Origin of the sequence: Pseudochrobactrum albidum (assembly GCF_051851455.1) — a bacterium.
Taxonomy (GTDB): domain Bacteria; phylum Pseudomonadota; class Alphaproteobacteria; order Rhizobiales; family Rhizobiaceae; genus Pseudochrobactrum.
Genome location: NZ_JBPVTR010000018.1, coordinates 1 through 16,240 on the forward strand (window position 1 = coordinate 1; position 16,240 = coordinate 16,240).

Consider the following 16,240-nt stretch of genomic DNA (forward strand, 5'->3'; position numbering starts at 1 on the left):
TCCCTGCCGCTAGCAGCAAGGCCGCCCTCGTTGTGGCGCTATATAGACCCCCATAAACAAAACTGTCAACACTCAAAAATAAAAAAACAACACAAAACACAAACTTTCTTTCCACAGGGAAAAAACCGTTATTTAAGGGAATTTAAACGGTTTTTAAAAACCAAATCAAAGCAGATTCCGCAATTAAGAAAGACAGGGCTTTCAAATTCTGCATAGCCAGCCATTTGAAACAGGCAAGGGTCTGCGCTACACATAAAGGTAAGAATAAAATATGACGGAGGGGATGCCGCTAATATGCTGACCAAAAAAGGCAAATATGGACTTAAGGCAATGGTATATCTGGCGGAGGCAAAACAGGACAGTTTGATTTCTGTCGGTGAAATTGCCAAAGCCCGCAATATTCCGCGTAAATTTCTGGATAATATCCTGACGGATTTGCGTGCAGCCGGCTTTGTATATAGCCGCAAAGGCAAAGGTGGCGGCTTTTGCCTTGCCAAACCTGCCGATCAGATATCTCTCGGTAACATCATTCGCAGCCTTGACGGCCCCCTGGCTCCCTTACCCTGCGCCAGCAAAACAGGTTACAAACCTTGTATAGATTGCATCGAAGAGGACTGCAAAGTCAGACATATGATGCTGGAAGTGCGTGAAGCAATTGCCAGCGTACTGGATAAACGTACGCTGGCAGATAATTATTCCGATTTCTAAACGGAATTATTGCAAGCAGTCTTTCAAGGAAGAAGCCAGATTGCGAATGAGCTGAGGATAAAGCTCCGGACCATCCTGAAGATCTGAGCCCAGCGGATCCAGCACACCGGTTTTGGCACTTGTTCCCTCCAGAACAGTTTTCACCAGCCGCGGTTCAAATTGCGGCTCGGAAAACACGCAGGTTGCACCAAGAGATTTAACTTTATCCTGAATTTCGCGAATCCGGGCCGCACCTGGTGTTTTTTCCGGATCGACCGTTATAGAGCCGGCAGGCGCAAGATTAAAGCGTCGATCGAAATACTGATAGGCATCGTGGAACACAATATAAGGCTTATTGTGCAGCGGCTTAAGCTCTGCAGCCACTTCTTTCTGTAACTTATCAAGCTTTGCCGCATAAGAGACCGCATTTTCATGATATTGCTTGGCATGCTCCGGATCAGCCTTACTCAAGGCATCTGCAATCGGCTCCAGCATCAGCTTTGCATTTTGCGGATCAAGCCAGATATGCATATCATCATGATGATGATCATGTGCCTCCCCGTGATCATGACTATGCGCCCCGCCATGATCATCGTGTTTGTCATGACTGTGATCATCATGCTCATCGTGTTTCTCGTGACCATCATGGTCATGTCCCTCATGGTCATGCCCCGCATGGCCGTGATCATGTGCCTCAAAATTACCGCCTTCACGCGCCGGCAATAATTCAAGCCCTTTCACATCTTCAAGACGCACGACCTCTGCATTTTTGCCAAGGCTCTCCAATGGCTTAATCAGATAAGTCTCCAGTTCGGGCCCCACCCAGAAAATCACCTTGGCTTTTTCCAGAGCTGCAGCATCGGAAGGTTTGAGGCTGTAACCATGCGCTGATGCAGCCCCTTTAACAATCAGTTCCGGCTCACCCACACCCTGCATTACAGCTGAAACCAGCGAATGAACCGGTTTGATTGAAACAACCACATCCCCCTTCTCAGCAGCCATAACCGCCTGTGAAGAGAGCGACAAAAGTGCAGATGCCATTAAAACACGTAAAAAAGACATGAAACCTCGCAAATAATCCGGCTTGAGCTGTGCTCAGCTTGCAATTTCACCACATCGCAACAATATGTTATAAAGTTACGTTATTGCGTAATGCTATAACGTATGAGATAACAGGTGACAAGAGCGCATCCGCTTTTTTCATGAGTTTTGAAAGCCAGTCATGCATCATTCATCCCCCGCCCGATCAGGGTTTTCCGGGCAAAATACATATGCTCAGCCGCATATAGGGCAGACGCCGGAAGCTGATATTTTGCTGCGTCTTGAGAATGCCGGCATTGAACGCAATGGCCGCTGGCTTGTACGCAATATCAGCCTCAATCTGCATAAAGGCGAAATTGTCACCCTGATCGGCCCTAATGGTTCCGGCAAAAGCACCACTGCAAAACTGGCGCTTGGCATTCATATGCCTGATGAGGGAGCTGTGCAGCGCAAAAAGGCGCTGACTATTGGCTATGTTCCGCAAAAAATTACTATTGACGCCAGTCTGCCGCTTACGGTTGAGCGCATCATGCGCATGACACGCCCGCTGCCGCAACAATCCATAATGCAGGCTCTGGAGACAGTCGGAATTCCGCATTTACACCGCGCACAGGTTGCCCATCTTTCCGGCGGAGAATTTCAACGCGTTTTGCTTGCCCGTGCTTTTGCCTGCAAGCCGGATCTTCTGGTGCTGGACGAGCCTTTGCAAGGTGTGGATTTTTCCGGGGAAGCCGAATTATATGAGAAAATTACACGCTTCCGCGATGAAACAGGCTGCGGGGTGCTGATGATTTCGCATGATTTGCATATTGTTATGGCCGCAACAGACCGCGTAATCTGCCTCAACGGCCATATTTGTTGCAGCGGAACGCCGGTGGATGTGGCGGCAAGCCCGGAATATGCCAGGCTTTTCGGGCTGCACACAAATCGCGGCATGGCTATTGCGCCATCAATCGCACTCTACACACATCACCACGACCACACCCATCTTGCCGACGGACGCGTGCAACATGCAGACGGCAGTATAACCACCCACTGCCACCATGATGACGGGCATCATCATGGCGATGAAACACATAATGGCAATGACAGCAGCGGACACAGCCATGCTTGATGATTTTTTTCTGCGCGCCCTTATCGCGGGCACCGGCCTTGCCATGATTACTGGCCCGGTTGGCTGTTTTATCGTATGGCGGCGTATGGCTTATTTTGGTGATACAATGGCGCACTCCGCACTGCTTGGTGTGGGGCTTGCCATGCTGTTTAACCTCAACATCATGGTTTCCGTATTTGCCATCGCTTTTACCATTGCCATGTTGCTGGTTATCTTGCAGCGGCGCAACACATTATCAGCAGATTCGCTGCTTGGCATTCTTTCCCACGCCACATTGGCATTTGGTCTGGTTCTGGTTGCCTTTATGACATGGGTGCGCTTTGATCTTATGTCATTATTATTTGGCGATATTCTGGCCGTTTCGGTTTCTGATCTTGCTGCTATTTATATTGGCGGCGCCCTGATACTCATCCTGCTGATGAGATTATGGCGGCCGTTACTGGCGGCAACAATCAGCGAGGATATTGCCCGCGCTGAAAACCTGCAGCCTGAGCTCTACCGCACATTATTCATGATCCTTCTGGCCGTGCTCATTGCCATTGCCATGAAAATTGTCGGAATTTTGCTGATCACAGCCCTGTTGATCATTCCCGCAGCTACTGCACGGCGCTTTGCGGCCTCTCCGGAGCAAATGGCGATATTAGCCTCCCTTGCCGGCATCGGCGCCGTTATTGCCGGCCTGTTTGGCTCCTTGAATTATGATACGCCGTCCGGCCCTTCCATTGTTGTGGCAGCTGTCTGCTTTTTTGCTATAAGCCTGCTGCCATGGCACAGATTGAAAAGCCTTGTGCCTGCCGCAGCCGATAAGGAGACATGATGATGACCAGCCAGCCCCATTCTGCCGGCACAGCCAAAACGCCTAAATTGACGCGCAATCAAAATCTTGTTCTGCAAATATTGGAAAAGGCTGAGTCTCCGCTAAGCGCCTATACAATTCTCGACCAGTTGCGTGATGAAGGCTTTCGCGCGCCGCTGCAAGTCTATCGCGCTTTGGATAAATTACTGGAATATGGTCTCATTCACCGGCTTGAAAGCCTGAATGCGTTTATTGCCTGTGCACATCCCCATCACCACCAGCATGGCCATGCGCATGGTATCGCCGCCTTTGCTATTTGCGAACAATGCGGCCAGGCTGCAGAATTTTCTGAGCCGGATATCGAAAATTATGTGCGGCACTGGACTGAGAAAAACCACTTTCATCCGGTGAAAACCTCACTGGAAATCCGCGGCCTCTGCGCCTCATGCGCCGCCCACACCCCGTGAACGGGCAATAATCATTATCATCTGAATACCCGCGCCTGCAGCGCGGGTATTTATTTCAGCCCTGTAAATGTGATGTATCGGGCAGAGGTATAATACCAAGCGACATAGCCACCGCAACTGCCGATGTGCGATTGGCACAGCCCAGTTTAATTTTGGCATTTTGCAGATAAGTCACAACTGTCCAGCGGGCAATATTCAGAATTTCGGCAATTTCACCATCAGTTTTTCCCCGCGCCGCCCATTTCAGGCAATCAACCTCACGCGGAGTTAAAGCCACCAGTGCCTGCACGTCCTTTTTATGGCCGGCATGGGTGTTTGTTTCCGCCACAACTGCATTCTGCAACTGCATTGCAGCCCATTGCAAATCTTTTTCCAGCAGCCGGATAAGATCATCAGCATGCATTGGCTTATTATGATTATGATTACGCGGGCTATCAAAACCAAAAATACTATAGGCCACGCCATGGCTGTTCAAATTCTGCGTTACCAGCGCAAAAAGATCAGCAAATTTATGTGCACGTATGTCATTTACAAAGCTCTGCAATGCAGGCACAGACTGTTCTTCTTCATATATTTCAGTAATGCTTATTTTCCGGTCATCCTGCGCATCAGACCATGACTGATGAAATAACGGGTCGATATCGAAATAGTTTTTAGCTGCATAATGAACAACCCAGTCAGCCGGCGCTGTTGAAACAACAGTTTTCAAAGTTTCGCTCCCAACATCTCCCTCCGTAAGTTTGGGCGAAATATGTGTAATATGCTTGCATGAAAGACGCTCACGCACAGCACAACAGGTTTCAAGAATTGTCGAACAGTATTCCTTACCAAAAAAACTGTTCTGAAAGTCCGGAAAGTGGATAAGTTCAAGCTCCATTTATAAATTCCGTCTGAAACACCGCAACAGCGGCAATAGAAAACAAAAAAGCAAATTCAAACGACAAAACGCGCAAATATGAAAGTGATTCGAAAGATTACAGCGTTCAAAGCATGTTTTTAGATCAATATTGCGTCTTAAATACAGCGACAGCTCTCAACTCCTTCCTTTGTCGCAAACAAGATAAATTTCCAATACAGGAACCGGCATCATCAAAAAGAAAAAATCCTACAGGCAAAGCATAATAAAATCGCCTCCTTTTCAAGCGACCTCCATAAAAATACTTTAAAATCAAAAACTTAACTATAATTTTTGCTTTTAAAACAATCAATCCTCATTTCATAAATGCACAGAACCTTCATTAAAATGTTTTTATAAAAATGCACAATTACCAATAAATACCTCCCAACAAATATGATATTTGCGACATGAAAACCATGTTTTAAAAAGGATTCCTAATATTCTAAACCGCTAAACAGCATTTGTTTGTTATTTAAAAATAATAAACATATTCAATATATTAAGCTCTTCGCGCAGTTGCAAAAATTAAAATTACAACATGCAATTGATCAGCGCCTCAAAACATGGTTCACTTTCCGGCGAATTAACAAAAAAGATTATTGTCATGTAAATTTTACAAGGCACGCATATCGGGAAACAGGCGGATGCACTCAGTGCACTTTAACCGGATCCGCTTAGATTTATGGGGAGAATGACAATGCTATCAAAAACAACACGGCTGCTGTCTCTGACAACAGTTATCGCATTTACCGGAACCAGCCTGTCTGTGGCTGCTCCGTCAGAAGAGCTGATTGCTGCCGCCAAGGCAGAAGGCCAGCTGACCACAATCGCCCTGCCCCATGACTGGTGCGGCTATGGCGAGATTATCAAGAGCTTCAAGGATAAATATGGCATTCAGGTCAATGAGCTGAACCCTGATGCCGGCTCAGGCGATGAGATTGAAGCAATCAAGGCCAATAAGGATAACAAGGGCCCGCAGGCGCCCGATGTGATTGATGTGGGCTTCACTTTCGGCACCACAGCAAAGGCGGAAGGTTTGCTGCAGCCATATAAGGTCTCAACATGGGATTCCATTCCCGATGACGCCAAGGACGCTGAAGGGTACTGGTATGGTGACTATTATGGCGTGCTCGCCTTTGAGGTGAACAAGGATATTATTCAGGATGCCCCGCGTGACTGGGCCGACCTGTTGAAGCCGGAATATGCCAATGCCGTGGCACATTCAGGTGATCCGCGCGCTTCCACACAGGCAATCCTGAGCGTTTATGCTGCCGGTCTGGCGCTTAATGGCAAGGCTGGTGAAGATGCGGCACAAAAGGGGCTGGAATTCTTCCGCGATCTTAACAAGGCCGGCAATTTTGTTCCGGTTATCGGCAAGGCCGCCTCGCTGGCACAGGGGTCAACACCAATCGTTATCCGCTGGGATTACAACGCCCTTGCCGACCGCGATACGCTGAACGGCAATCCGGAAGTGGAAGTTATCATTCCAAAATCCGGTGTGGTAGCAGGCGTTTATGTGCAGGGAATCAGCGCCTATGCACCGCACCCGAACGCCGCAAAACTCTGGATGGAACATCTCTATTCCGATGAGGGCCAGATTGGTTATCTCAAAGGTTATTGCCATCCAATCCGCTTTAACCAGATGTCCAAAGACGGATTGATTCCGCAGGATCTGCTCGATAAGCTGCCACCGGCAGATGCCTATCAAAAGGCTGTTTTCCCGTCATTGGAAGATCTTGATAAATCGCAAGCCGTTATCACCAAAAACTGGGATAGCGTTGTCGGCGCGAATGTCCAGTAAGCTGCGCATATGAACCGCCCTGTTCCGGAACAATATAATATTCCGGAACAGTTTCATCATGCACACAACGCGGATCTGCGCTGATATGAAGGGCTGTGTTTTTACCGCTCTGCCCGGAATATTAACGCAGATCCTATCCCGGCCACGGAATTACCCATTGCCACGGAATCAAAAGCAATCATCATATGACCCTGTCCAATGATCATATTATCTCCGGCACACCGCCCTCATCGCGCAAAAAGCGTGGTCTGCCACTTGAGTGGCTGGGTGTCGCGCCATTTTTTATTTTTGCCATTCTGTTTCTGCTCTGGCCAACCATGTATCTTGTGGTCGGCGCCTTTCAGGATAATCAGGGCAATTTTACCCTGCAAAATATTATCGGCCTGTTTGAGCCGGGCATTTTGAGTGCCTATTGGGTTTCAATCAAAATCAGTTTTGCCTCTGCGCTTGGCGGCGCGGTTATCGGCTCTTTCATGGCCTGGGCAATCGTTCTTGGCAAATTGCCGCGCTTTCTGCGCCCCACAGTGCTGACCTTTTCCGGCGTTGCCTCCAATTTTGCGGGTATTCCGCTGGCTTTCGCTTTTCTGGCAACACTTGGGCGCACCGGTTTTGTCACTATTTTGCTGCGTGAATGGTTTGGTTTTAATCTTTATGCCACAGGCTTTAATCTTTTAAGCTTTTTCGGGCTCACATTAACCTATCTTTTTTTCCAGATTCCGCTGATGGTATTGATCCTCACCCCTGCACTGGATGGTTTAAAGAAAGAGTGGCGTGAGGCTTCCTCCATTCTCGGTGCAACAACATTCCAGTATTGGCGCATGGTGGCTTTTCCGATTCTCTGGCCCAGCCTGCTTGGCACCAGCCTGTTATTATTTGCCAATGCATTTGGCGCTGTAGCGACAGCCTATGCATTAACCGGCTCCTCGCTTAATATTGTACCTATTCTGCTTTATGCACAAATCCGCGGCGATGTGCTGCATAATCAAAATCTTGGCTATGCGCTGGCACTTGGCATGATTCTGATCACCGGCATTTCCAATCTGCTCTATATCTGGCTGCGCATGCGTGCGGAAAGGTGGCAGAAATGAAGCTGAAACATTTCCTGCCCAAAACCTTCATACCCAAGACCATCGGTGCATGGATCGCCTTTTTAATCGGCGCCATTTATTTTATTGTGCCTTTGATCGGAACATTTGAATTTTCACTGCGCATGCGCCGCGGAGAATATTCCTTTGATGCCTATCGTGTGGTGCTGACTGATCCTAATTTTCAGGCCACTTTCGGCTATTCGATTATTCTGGCGCTGATGACCATTGTGTTTGGTGTGCTTCTGGTGGTGCCAACCGCTTATTGGGTGCGGCTGCGCCTGCCCTATCTGCGGCCGGTAATTGAGTTTATCACCTTGATGCCATTGGTTATTCCGGCCATTGTTATCGTTTTTGGCTATCTGCGCATCTATAATTCATCCTCATGGCTGCCCTTCACTTCCTCAACCAGGGCAACCGATCTTTTGCTGATGTTTGGCTATGTAACGCTGGCACTGCCCTATATGTATCGCTCGATTGATACAGCCATGCGCACCATTGATGTACGCACCTTGACAGAGGCTGCCGAAAGCCTTGGTGCCGGCTGGCCGACAATCCTGTTCAGAGTGATTTTTCCCAATGTTCTTTCCGGTGTCATGAGCGGAGCATTCATTACATTTGCCATTGTAATCGGCGAATTTACCCTTGCCTCCCTGCTCAACCGGCCGGCTTTCGGGCCTTATTTGCAGCTTGTCGGCGCCAATCGCGCTTATGAGCCCTCAGCTCTGGCGATTATTGCCTTCGGCATCACTTGGGCAAGCATGATCATGCTCCAGCTTGTCACCCGTTTCTCTAAGTTCAAGACAGCAGGCAATTAAGTTATGGCGTTTCTTGATATCAAAAACCTCAAAAAAAGCTTTGGCGCCAATACGGTTGTGCATGATTTCAATCTGGCGGTTGAAAAAGGCGAATTCATCTCATTTCTGGGGCCGTCCGGCTGCGGCAAGACCACTGTCTTGCGCATGATCGCCGGCTTTGAAACACCTGATCAGGGTATCATCAAGATTAACGGACAGGATGTAGTCGATCTTAAACCCAACAGGCGCAATATTGGCATGGTGTTTCAGGCCTATGCATTGTTCCCGAATATGACTGTTGCGCAAAATGTCGCCTTCGGTCTGCGGGTATCAGGCACTCCAAAAGCCGAGATAACCACCACCGTGAAGGAAATGCTGGGGCTGATCCGGCTGGATCATCTGGCCGACCGCTTTCCCTATCAGATGTCGGGCGGACAGCAACAGCGCGTTGCGCTTGCACGCGCGCTGGCCACCAAACCGCAGGTGCTGTTGCTGGATGAACCGCTTTCGGCACTGGATGCCAAAATCCGCATTTCTCTGCGTGAGGAAATTCGCCTGATCCAGCGTCAATTGGGAATCACGACTGTTTTTGTGACCCACGATCAGGAAGAAGCATTGTCGATCTCTGATCGTATCGTAGTGATGCATGAAGGCAAAGCCGATCAAATCGGCACACCTTTTGATATTTACAACCGTCCGGCCTCGCGCTTTGTCGCCTCTTTTGTCGGCACGCTGAATATGCTTGAGGCCAAAGTGCTTGATCCGCACAATAATATTGTGGATCTTGGCGGCAACACAGTCACACTGGCTGAATCACTGGCTGCATACCGCAAATCAGATAATATTACGCTGGCCTTGCGGCCGGAGGCTATCAGCCTTGAAGCATCTCCCGCCCGCAGCAGAAATATTGAAGTTATTGTTCAGGATGTGCATTTTCTGGGTTCGGTTATCCGCACCCGTGTAAAGCTTGGCGGCGATCAGCTGTCTTTCGACAGTTTTAATAATCCTGCCATTCGTCCGCCGCAGCATGGTGACAAAATCACTGTTTATTTTTCACCATCCGATCTGCTGGTTCTTGGCAAATAAATCTTTGCCTTTGTTATTTATCAAGAAAAAGGCTCCGGATTGGGAAAATCCGGAGCCTTATTGCCACAGCGGTTGCAATCATTTACCAAATCACAGGCCCCCCCAGGGGCCGTGAAAATCGCCGGTTTTATCAATGCGCCTGAACCCGTGTGCGCCAAAAAAATCACGCTGCGCCTGAATCAGATTAGCCGATCCGCGCTTTTGCCGCAGGGCGTCAAAATAGGCAATGGCAGAACTTAATGCCGGAACCGGCACGCCGGCGGCCACGGCTTCCGCTACAATATGGCGCAGACTTTGTGAAGCTCGTGCCATTTGCGCGGTAAAAGCAGGCGCAAGCAGCAAATTCTCAACAGCCTGTTCCTGCGCTGTATGACTGGCAAAAGCCTCACCAATCTCATCCAGAAATTGCGACCGAATAATGCAGCCCGCACGCCAGATACGGGCAATTGTTGCCAATGGCAAATTCCATTGATGTTCTTTGGAGGCCGCCGCCATCACGGCAAAGCCCTGCGCATAAGCGGCAATTTTTGCAGCCAGCAGCCCCTGCTCCAGCGCCTCAATAAAAGCCTGATCAGCCTTAACATATCCCGCCCGCACCGGTTCGCCATAAATTGCCGCCAATTGCCGGCGCTCTTCAATGGCAGATGAGATTGAACGCGCCGCAACAGCCGCCTCAATACCCGTTGCCGGCACACCGAGAATCTGGCTTTCAATCGCTGCCCAGCGCCCCGTTCCCTTTTGTCCGGCAGCATCCAGAATAATATCCGGCACCGGCCTGCCCGTTTCAGGATCAATTGCCTGCAACACCTTTGCGGTAATTTCAATCAGATAAGAGTTGAGAGGCCCTTGATTCCATTTCTCAAAAACCGATGCGATCTCTGCGGCGGGCAAACCGCAGGCATCGCGCAAAATGCCGTAAACTTCGGCAATCATCTGCATGTCGGCATATTCAATACCGTTATGAATAGTTTTCACAAAATGCCCGGCACCATCCGGCCCCATCAAGGCGCTGCATGGCTCGCCCTTATAGCGCGCGGCTATAGCATCAAGAATGGGCTTAATCCGCCTGTAGGCCTCAACTGTACCGCCAACCATCATTGAAGGACCATTGCGCGCCCCTTCCGCACCACCAGAAATCCCCATACCGACAAAAGTCGGATCATTCTCACCAAGGGCATTCAACCGGCGAACCGTATCGCGATAATCAGAATTACCGGAATCAATAATAATATCGCCCTTATCCAGAAACGCCTTAAGTTTCTGCATTTCCGCATCCACCGGCGCACCGGCCTTGATCAACATGATAACCGGACGCGGGCGAATAATATTCCGGCTTAATTGCTCCATAGTTTCGCAGGGAATAATACGCTCCTGCAAGGCACCGCTTGAAGCATAAAACTTTTCCAGAACCGGTGGCTCGCGGTCATAAACGGCAATGCGATACCCTTTTTCAGCAATATTGAGCGCCAGATTGGAACCCATAACGCCAAGCCCGATCATTCCGATATCTGCCAGTTGCATCCTGTTTTCCCTGTATTTTTTAAAAATATTGCCAGCACAGACCTGCGCATTCACCAAGCCTGCCTGATAATCCATATGGTCGCAGTTTTATACAGCCGTCAACTCCGACAAGATAATGGATAATATGGCAGCAACACGATAGCGTGAACTGAAATCCATACAAAAAACAACCGGCAGAATAATATTCTGCCGGTTGTTGTATTTTTAAAAATAAAGGCGTTCACAATTCATATCACATAGGAACGCAGCGGTTCAAAACCATTAAACGCAACAGCCGAATAGGTTGTTGTATAGGCGCCTGTGCCTTCTATCAGCAATTCATCACCGATTGTCAGCGATACCGGCAGCGGATAAGGCGTTTTTTCATACAATACATCGGCACTGTCGCAGGTTGGTCCGGCCAGCACACAAGGCTCCATGGCATCGCCGTCACGCGGTGTCACAATCTGATAGCGAATGGCCTCATCCATGGTTTCAGCAAGGCCGCCAAATTTGCCGATATCCAGATAAACCCAGCGATTATCATTATCAGCCTTGCGGGAAACCAGAACCACTTCGGTTTTAATCACACCGGCATTGCCAACCATGCCGCGCCCCGGTTCAATAATTGTTTCCGGCAAGCGGTTGCCAAAATGGCGGCTGAGCGCATCAAAAATCGCTTCACCATAGGCTTGCGCACTCGGAATATCCTTGAGGTAACGGGTCGGAAAGCCACCGCCCATATTCACCATTTTCAGGATAATTCCCTCCCTTGCCAACTGGTCAAAAACCCCTTTGGTATCTGCCAATGCACGATCCCACGCGGTCAGATCTGTTTGCTGGGAACCGACATGAAAAGAAACGCCATAGGCATCCAGTCCTGATTTATGCGCCGCACGCAGCACATCCACCGCCATTTCCGGCACACAGCCAAATTTGCGCGACAACGGCCATTCAGCGCCCTCGCCATCGGCAAGAATACGGCAAAACACGCGGGAGCCTGGAGCCGCACGAGCCACTTTTTCCACTTCTTCAATACAATCAACAGCATAAAGACGAATGCCATAATCATAAGCGCGGGCAATATCGCGTTCTTTCTTGATGGTATTGCCATAAGAAATACGATCAGGAGTAGCACCGGCATTCAGTGCCATTTCAATTTCTGCAACCGATGCCGTGTCAAAATTCGAGCCCATAGAGGCGAGCAATGACAGGATCTGCGGCGCAGGATTTGCCTTGACCGCATAAAAAATACGCGAAGCAGGCAGCGCCTTTTCGAAATGTTCATAATTTTCACGCACAACGTCGAGGTCGACAACAAGGCAAGGGCCTTCCGGGCGACGGGTGGCAAGAAAGTCAATAATGCGCTGTGTAGCCATCCTGATCTCCTGAACTGCTTTTGGCAGTAAAAAGCCGCATCTCATACCGGTTGTGATGCGATGCCAGACACTTTGCATATCCTCACGCAAAGGCCGGCATGATTTTTTTAAAAGGACCGGAAACAAAAGCCACAGCAAGGCAGCCATATTCCGGAGCGACAAAGTATTGTGTTTGCAAGGATGAATCATCCGCACGCGCACCGGCCTTTGGAGCTGCCGAAACACGGGACAATACATTTGCAGGTGGATAAACGCCTTTTCTGAGCGTTTTTCCGCTTTGTCTGCCTTGGCTTGGAATGGGGGGGGAATCCCGGTTCCGCACTTGGGGCAATGAAGGTGTGCCTCTTTGAGTTCCCGACCTGTGGAGAGCCGGAAGACACCAGAAAGGCCCGCACCGTCGTTGCTTCAAGGTGTCCTTGATCTGTGGTTGGCCATCAGATCAACTGGAGCGGTTAGGTCCAGGTTACCGTACCGGTTCATTCTCCATTCAGAAGACCGGCGGACACCCACAGGCACGTGCGACTTTGGGCAAGCGCGATATAAGATGATTTATGTGTCTATACAATGACAAATTTGCATCAAAGCGATTTTTTTGGGCGTATTGGCCGTTTCTTTATAAAAAACAATTATTCTGCGCTATAAAGATATGCATAACCTGCTCAGATCACCGGTTTTTAAGGGGGCTTTGTAACATGGACACTCTCACGCGGATGCGTGCTTTTATCGATGTTGTGGAGGCCGGAGGTTTTTCTGCGGCGGCACGCAAAATCGGCCGTTCCAAAGCCCTGTTATCCAAATATGTGCGTGAGCTGGAAGATGATCTGGGCGTGCGCCTGCTCAATCGCACCACGCGGCAGTTTTCACTCACAGAAAGCGGCCACACCTATTATCACCGCGTTACGGAAATTCTTCGTGATCTGGATGATCTGCAGGATTCAATCTCTGAAAGCACCGGCGATATGCGCGGCAAGATCAGGCTCACGGCACCGCGCAGTTTTGCCGATACATCGCTTGGCATGTCCCTGATTGATTTTTGTGCTGACTATCCTGAAATATCGCTGGATATCCACCTTGATGACCGCTTTGTCGATTTGGTGGAAGAAGGCTATGACCTTGCCATTCGTATCACCCGCCTGCAGGATTCATCACTGATTGCCAGAAGGCTGACAAATTTTTATGCCGTTGTCTGCGCATCTCCTGATCTGATCGCCCGCCTCGGCAAGCCCCAAAGGCCTGAACAATTACAGGATTTGCCCTGTATTATTGATACCAACAGCCGTTCGCGCAATAATTGGCAGTTCCGCAATCAGGACGGTTCCCACCTCACCGTCTCCGTCCGCGGGCCGCTTGAGGTTAACAGCCCGCTCACCACAATGGCGGCAAGCGTCAGGGGACTTGGTTTCAGCATGCTGCCCCGCTTTGTCGCGGACAGTGAAATTTCCAGAGGCACGCTCATCCCTGTTCTGCAGGATTTTATGCCCGATGATGGCGGTATTTATGCCGTTTATCCGCACCGCACCTATTTGCCGGCCAGAATTCGGCTATTTGTAGACTATATGGCAAAATGGTTTAAAGATAACCCCTGCACGCAAGACATACAGCAAGAGCTGTAAAACACGTTTAATATAATGATTGTCGCAGTTTTGCCCAAGTGCTGAAGCAGTTTCAACCATGAGACCTTAGCCGCAGCACCCCTTGAGAAGATGATTTCCAGCCCATGACCCCAAGCCTGCACCGAAATTATCTGTTTTTATCCGGCCTGGCCTGCATGATGGCCGGTTTTGCCACAGTGCCGGCGGCCGCACACCCGCATGTTTTTGCCGAGGCACGGCTTGAAATCACCATTCAGCCTGACGGTTCGGTTGAGAAGCTGGCGCATGTCTGGCGTTTTGATGACCTTTTCTCTTCCACCGTGTTAATGGAATTTGACAAAAAGGGCACATTAAAACTCGACAATGAAGAGCTGGATGAACTGAGCAACACCATCAATACATCCATTGCCGAATATAAATATTTTCAAACCGTAACACAGGACGGCAAAGATGTTACCATGGCAAAGCCGGAACATCTTATTGCCGATTTACCGGATAATCAGCTCATCGTTCTGTTTGAAAGCAAACCGGCAAAACCGCTGAAACTGCAACCCGGCCACAAGGTCAGTTTTGGCGTTTATGATCCAACCTTTTATAGTGCTATTGATTATCTCAAGGATGAGGATCTGGTGGTTAAAGGCATGCCGGCCGGTTGCACATCAGCCGTAATACGCCCTGATCCGGATGAAGCCATAGCCATGAATCAGCAAAGCCTTACACAGGCCTTTTTTGATGAGGCTGCGGCAATGACAAATGACGTGTCCAAGTTTTTTGCCACACGTATAGAAATTACCTGCAAATAACATATTGGCCGGCAGCCTGTTAACCGCAATGGCTGGCATAAATATGTTACGTTATATCGTATGAGGCATTCAAGCATGAACCAGACAGACAGGCACACCGGCATCTCCCGTACCGTTATGCGTCCTGCCACAATAATGCTTATTCTTGCCGCCCTTTGCATAATTTATATGCCACATGCATGGGCGCAATCCTCGCTTGGTATTGGCGCCAATGAGGTTACCCTGCAGCCAAGCGGCCCTTTTGCCCGTCTGATCCTGTGGCTGAATGCCGAACAAAAACGCTTTTATCTGATGATGACCACGGCACTTAAAGCCATGCGAGACGACCCATGGGCGGCATGGTTGCTGATCAGCCTGTCCTTTCTCTATGGTATCCTGCATGCCGCAGGCCCAGGCCATGGCAAAGCCGTCATTTCCTCCTATATGATTGCCAATCAAACGGCCTTGCGCCGCGGCATATTATTGTCTTTCATTTCTTCCCTTTTACAAGCCGTCTCTGCCATTATTCTGGTGGGGCTGGCATGGTTTGTGCTGCGCGGCACCGGTATATCCATGGGGATGACGGGGCGCTATATGGAACTGGCAAGCTATGTGCTGGTTATCTTATGCGGGGTTTATATCATTATCCGCAAAATACGACCTGCCTCACAACCGGCCATACTCACAACCACTCCGGCCGGAGCCGAACCTGTCTGGCAAGGCTCGCTCTCCGCATCCGCCACGCAAAGGCCCTCCGCCCTTAACACATCCATGCGTCTCAAATATCAGCCAGCCGACAAGAAGGCGGCAGCATTTGACCATGAATTTTCCGGAACCGGCGCCAATTGCACAACCTGCGGGCACAGCCATGTGGCGGATCCCGCCGCTTTAAGCGGTGATTTTAACTGGAAAACCGCCTGGGCAGCCATTATTGCGGTTGGCATCCGCCCGTGCTCCGGCGCAATTATCGTATTGACATTTTCCATGCTCAACGGCCTTTTGCTTGGCGGCATCTTATCTGCCTTTGCCATGGCGCTTGGCACATTCATTACTGTGGCCTTGCTGGCCACCCTTGCCGTTACAGCTAAAAACACCGCCTTGCGGCTGGTAAAAAACCCGCTCATGTCATCGCGCCTGCAAAATATTATTGAGATAGGCGCGGCTTTATTCATCATTCTAACCGGTGTTTTGCTACTGCTTGCAGCACTGAAATAA

16 protein-coding genes are annotated in these 16,240 nt (G+C 49.5%); 12 read left to right on the forward strand and 4 right to left on the reverse strand.

Annotated elements, in window-relative coordinates:
* Both ACSTTO_RS02935 and ACSTTO_RS02940 read left to right on the forward strand, forming a co-directional pair.
* The coding region (locus ACSTTO_RS02935; protein WP_439271647.1) for a hypothetical protein at positions 1-216 on the forward strand (216 nt) is incomplete at its 5' end.
* A gap of 78 nt (positions 217-294) precedes the next feature.
* On the forward strand, positions 295-708 hold the full coding sequence (locus ACSTTO_RS02940) for an RrF2 family transcriptional regulator (protein ID WP_439271648.1): 414 nt from the start codon (positions 295-297) through the stop codon (positions 706-708).
* A 6-nt stretch (positions 709-714) separates the two neighbouring features.
* Here the strand turns inward: ACSTTO_RS02940 and ACSTTO_RS02945 are convergent, their stop codons facing one another.
* Positions 715-1,749, reverse strand: coding sequence for a zinc ABC transporter substrate-binding protein (locus ACSTTO_RS02945; protein WP_439271649.1), 1,035 nt, complete (start codon positions 1,747-1,749; stop codon positions 715-717).
* 250 nt (positions 1,750-1,999) lie between these two features.
* Between ACSTTO_RS02945 and ACSTTO_RS02950 the strand changes: the two genes are divergently transcribed.
* From ACSTTO_RS02950 to ACSTTO_RS02960, 3 genes are read left to right on the forward strand one after another with little or no spacing between them, the layout of a single operon-like run.
* The gene (locus ACSTTO_RS02950) at positions 2,000-2,842 is read left to right on the forward strand and encodes an ATP-binding cassette domain-containing protein (RefSeq protein WP_439271650.1); all 843 of its coding nucleotides are present in this window, start codon (positions 2,000-2,002) and stop codon (positions 2,840-2,842) included.
* Complete coding sequence (locus ACSTTO_RS02955; protein ID WP_439271651.1) at positions 2,790-3,659, forward strand: metal ABC transporter permease; 870 nt, start codon at positions 2,790-2,792, stop codon at positions 3,657-3,659. Before ACSTTO_RS02950 ends, ACSTTO_RS02955 begins: the two co-directional genes overlap by 53 nt.
* Positions 3,660-3,661: 2 nt before the next feature.
* A complete protein-coding gene (locus tag ACSTTO_RS02960) occupies positions 3,662-4,105 on the forward strand; it encodes a Fur family transcriptional regulator (protein ID WP_439271766.1) in 444 nt (147 codons plus the stop codon).
* A 55-nt stretch (positions 4,106-4,160) separates the two neighbouring features.
* Here the strand turns inward: ACSTTO_RS02960 and ACSTTO_RS02965 are convergent, their stop codons facing one another.
* Complete coding sequence (locus ACSTTO_RS02965; RefSeq protein ID WP_439271652.1) at positions 4,161-4,982, reverse strand: helix-turn-helix transcriptional regulator; 822 nt, start codon at positions 4,980-4,982, stop codon at positions 4,161-4,163.
* Positions 4,983-5,700: 718 nt separating this feature from the next.
* Between ACSTTO_RS02965 and ACSTTO_RS02970 the strand changes: the two genes are divergently transcribed.
* The 4 genes from ACSTTO_RS02970 to ACSTTO_RS02985 all read left to right on the forward strand — a co-directional run bounded on the left by ACSTTO_RS02970 (position 5,701) and on the right by ACSTTO_RS02985 (position 9,772).
* Positions 5,701-6,804: an ABC transporter substrate-binding protein gene (locus ACSTTO_RS02970; protein ID WP_439271653.1), complete on the forward strand. Its 1,104-nt coding sequence runs from the start codon at positions 5,701-5,703 to the stop codon at positions 6,802-6,804.
* Between the two features lie 185 nt (positions 6,805-6,989).
* Positions 6,990-7,892, forward strand: coding sequence for an ABC transporter permease (locus tag ACSTTO_RS02975; protein WP_439271654.1), 903 nt, complete (start codon positions 6,990-6,992; stop codon positions 7,890-7,892).
* Positions 7,889-8,707 carry an ABC transporter permease gene (locus tag ACSTTO_RS02980; protein WP_439271655.1) on the forward strand — a complete coding sequence of 273 codons (819 nt, stop codon included), beginning with the start codon at positions 7,889-7,891 and terminating at the stop codon, positions 8,705-8,707. The genes ACSTTO_RS02975 and ACSTTO_RS02980 overlap by 4 nt, the downstream gene beginning before the upstream one ends.
* Positions 8,708-8,710: 3 nt before the next feature.
* Positions 8,711-9,772 carry an ABC transporter ATP-binding protein gene (locus tag ACSTTO_RS02985; RefSeq protein WP_439271656.1) on the forward strand — a complete coding sequence of 354 codons (1,062 nt, stop codon included), beginning with the start codon at positions 8,711-8,713 and terminating at the stop codon, positions 9,770-9,772.
* A gap of 90 nt (positions 9,773-9,862) precedes the next feature.
* On the opposite strand, the gene gnd is transcribed toward ACSTTO_RS02985, so the two are convergent.
* Together gnd and odc2 are read right to left on the reverse strand one after the other, a co-directional pair.
* Entirely contained in the window at positions 9,863-11,293 is a 1,431-nt protein-coding gene (gene gnd / locus ACSTTO_RS02990; protein WP_439271657.1) for an NADP-dependent phosphogluconate dehydrogenase, read from the reverse strand.
* A 227-nt stretch (positions 11,294-11,520) separates the two neighbouring features.
* Positions 11,521-12,651, reverse strand: coding sequence for an ornithine/lysine decarboxylase (odc2, locus tag ACSTTO_RS02995; RefSeq protein WP_439271658.1), 1,131 nt, complete (start codon positions 12,649-12,651; stop codon positions 11,521-11,523).
* 692 nt (positions 12,652-13,343) lie between these two features.
* Here odc2 and ACSTTO_RS03000 point away from each other — a divergent pair.
* The 3 genes from ACSTTO_RS03000 to ACSTTO_RS03010 all read left to right on the forward strand — a co-directional run bounded on the left by ACSTTO_RS03000 (position 13,344) and on the right by ACSTTO_RS03010 (position 16,240).
* On the forward strand, positions 13,344-14,264 hold the full coding sequence (locus ACSTTO_RS03000) for a LysR family transcriptional regulator (RefSeq protein ID WP_439271659.1): 921 nt from the start codon (positions 13,344-13,346) through the stop codon (positions 14,262-14,264).
* A 155-nt stretch (positions 14,265-14,419) separates the two neighbouring features.
* Positions 14,420-15,046: a DUF1007 family protein gene (locus ACSTTO_RS03005; protein WP_439271767.1), complete on the forward strand. Its 627-nt coding sequence runs from the start codon at positions 14,420-14,422 to the stop codon at positions 15,044-15,046.
* A gap of 117 nt (positions 15,047-15,163) precedes the next feature.
* Complete coding sequence (locus tag ACSTTO_RS03010; protein ID WP_439271768.1) at positions 15,164-16,240, forward strand: nickel/cobalt transporter; 1,077 nt, start codon at positions 15,164-15,166, stop codon at positions 16,238-16,240.

What these genes read in the sequence shown, in the direction of transcription:
- ACSTTO_RS02985 (WP_439271656.1), top strand. Translation starts at nt 8,711, where the DNA reads ATGGCGTTTCTTGATATCAAAAACCTCAAAAAAAGCTTTGGCGCCAAT.
- gnd (WP_439271657.1), bottom strand. Translation starts at nt 11,293, where the DNA reads ATGCAACTGGCAGATATCGGAATGATCGGGCTTGGCGTTATGGGTTCC.
- ACSTTO_RS02945 (WP_439271649.1), bottom strand. Translation starts at nt 1,749, where the DNA reads ATGTCTTTTTTACGTGTTTTAATGGCATCTGCACTTTTGTCGCTCTCT.
- ACSTTO_RS02980 (WP_439271655.1), top strand. Translation starts at nt 7,889, where the DNA reads ATGAAGCTGAAACATTTCCTGCCCAAAACCTTCATACCCAAGACCATC.
- ACSTTO_RS03000 (WP_439271659.1), top strand. Translation starts at nt 13,344, where the DNA reads ATGGACACTCTCACGCGGATGCGTGCTTTTATCGATGTTGTGGAGGCC.
- ACSTTO_RS02965 (WP_439271652.1), bottom strand. Translation starts at nt 4,982, where the DNA reads ATGGAGCTTGAACTTATCCACTTTCCGGACTTTCAGAACAGTTTTTTT.
- ACSTTO_RS02955 (WP_439271651.1), top strand. Translation starts at nt 2,790, where the DNA reads ATGGCGATGAAACACATAATGGCAATGACAGCAGCGGACACAGCCATG.
- ACSTTO_RS02975 (WP_439271654.1), top strand. Translation starts at nt 6,990, where the DNA reads ATGACCCTGTCCAATGATCATATTATCTCCGGCACACCGCCCTCATCG.
- odc2 (WP_439271658.1), bottom strand. Translation starts at nt 12,651, where the DNA reads ATGGCTACACAGCGCATTATTGACTTTCTTGCCACCCGTCGCCCGGAA.
- ACSTTO_RS02970 (WP_439271653.1), top strand. Translation starts at nt 5,701, where the DNA reads ATGCTATCAAAAACAACACGGCTGCTGTCTCTGACAACAGTTATCGCA.
- ACSTTO_RS03005 (WP_439271767.1), top strand. Translation starts at nt 14,420, where the DNA reads ATGATGGCCGGTTTTGCCACAGTGCCGGCGGCCGCACACCCGCATGTT.
- ACSTTO_RS02960 (WP_439271766.1), top strand. Translation starts at nt 3,662, where the DNA reads ATGACCAGCCAGCCCCATTCTGCCGGCACAGCCAAAACGCCTAAATTG.
- ACSTTO_RS02940 (WP_439271648.1), top strand. Translation starts at nt 295, where the DNA reads ATGCTGACCAAAAAAGGCAAATATGGACTTAAGGCAATGGTATATCTG.
- ACSTTO_RS03010 (WP_439271768.1), top strand. Translation starts at nt 15,164, where the DNA reads ATGCGTCCTGCCACAATAATGCTTATTCTTGCCGCCCTTTGCATAATT.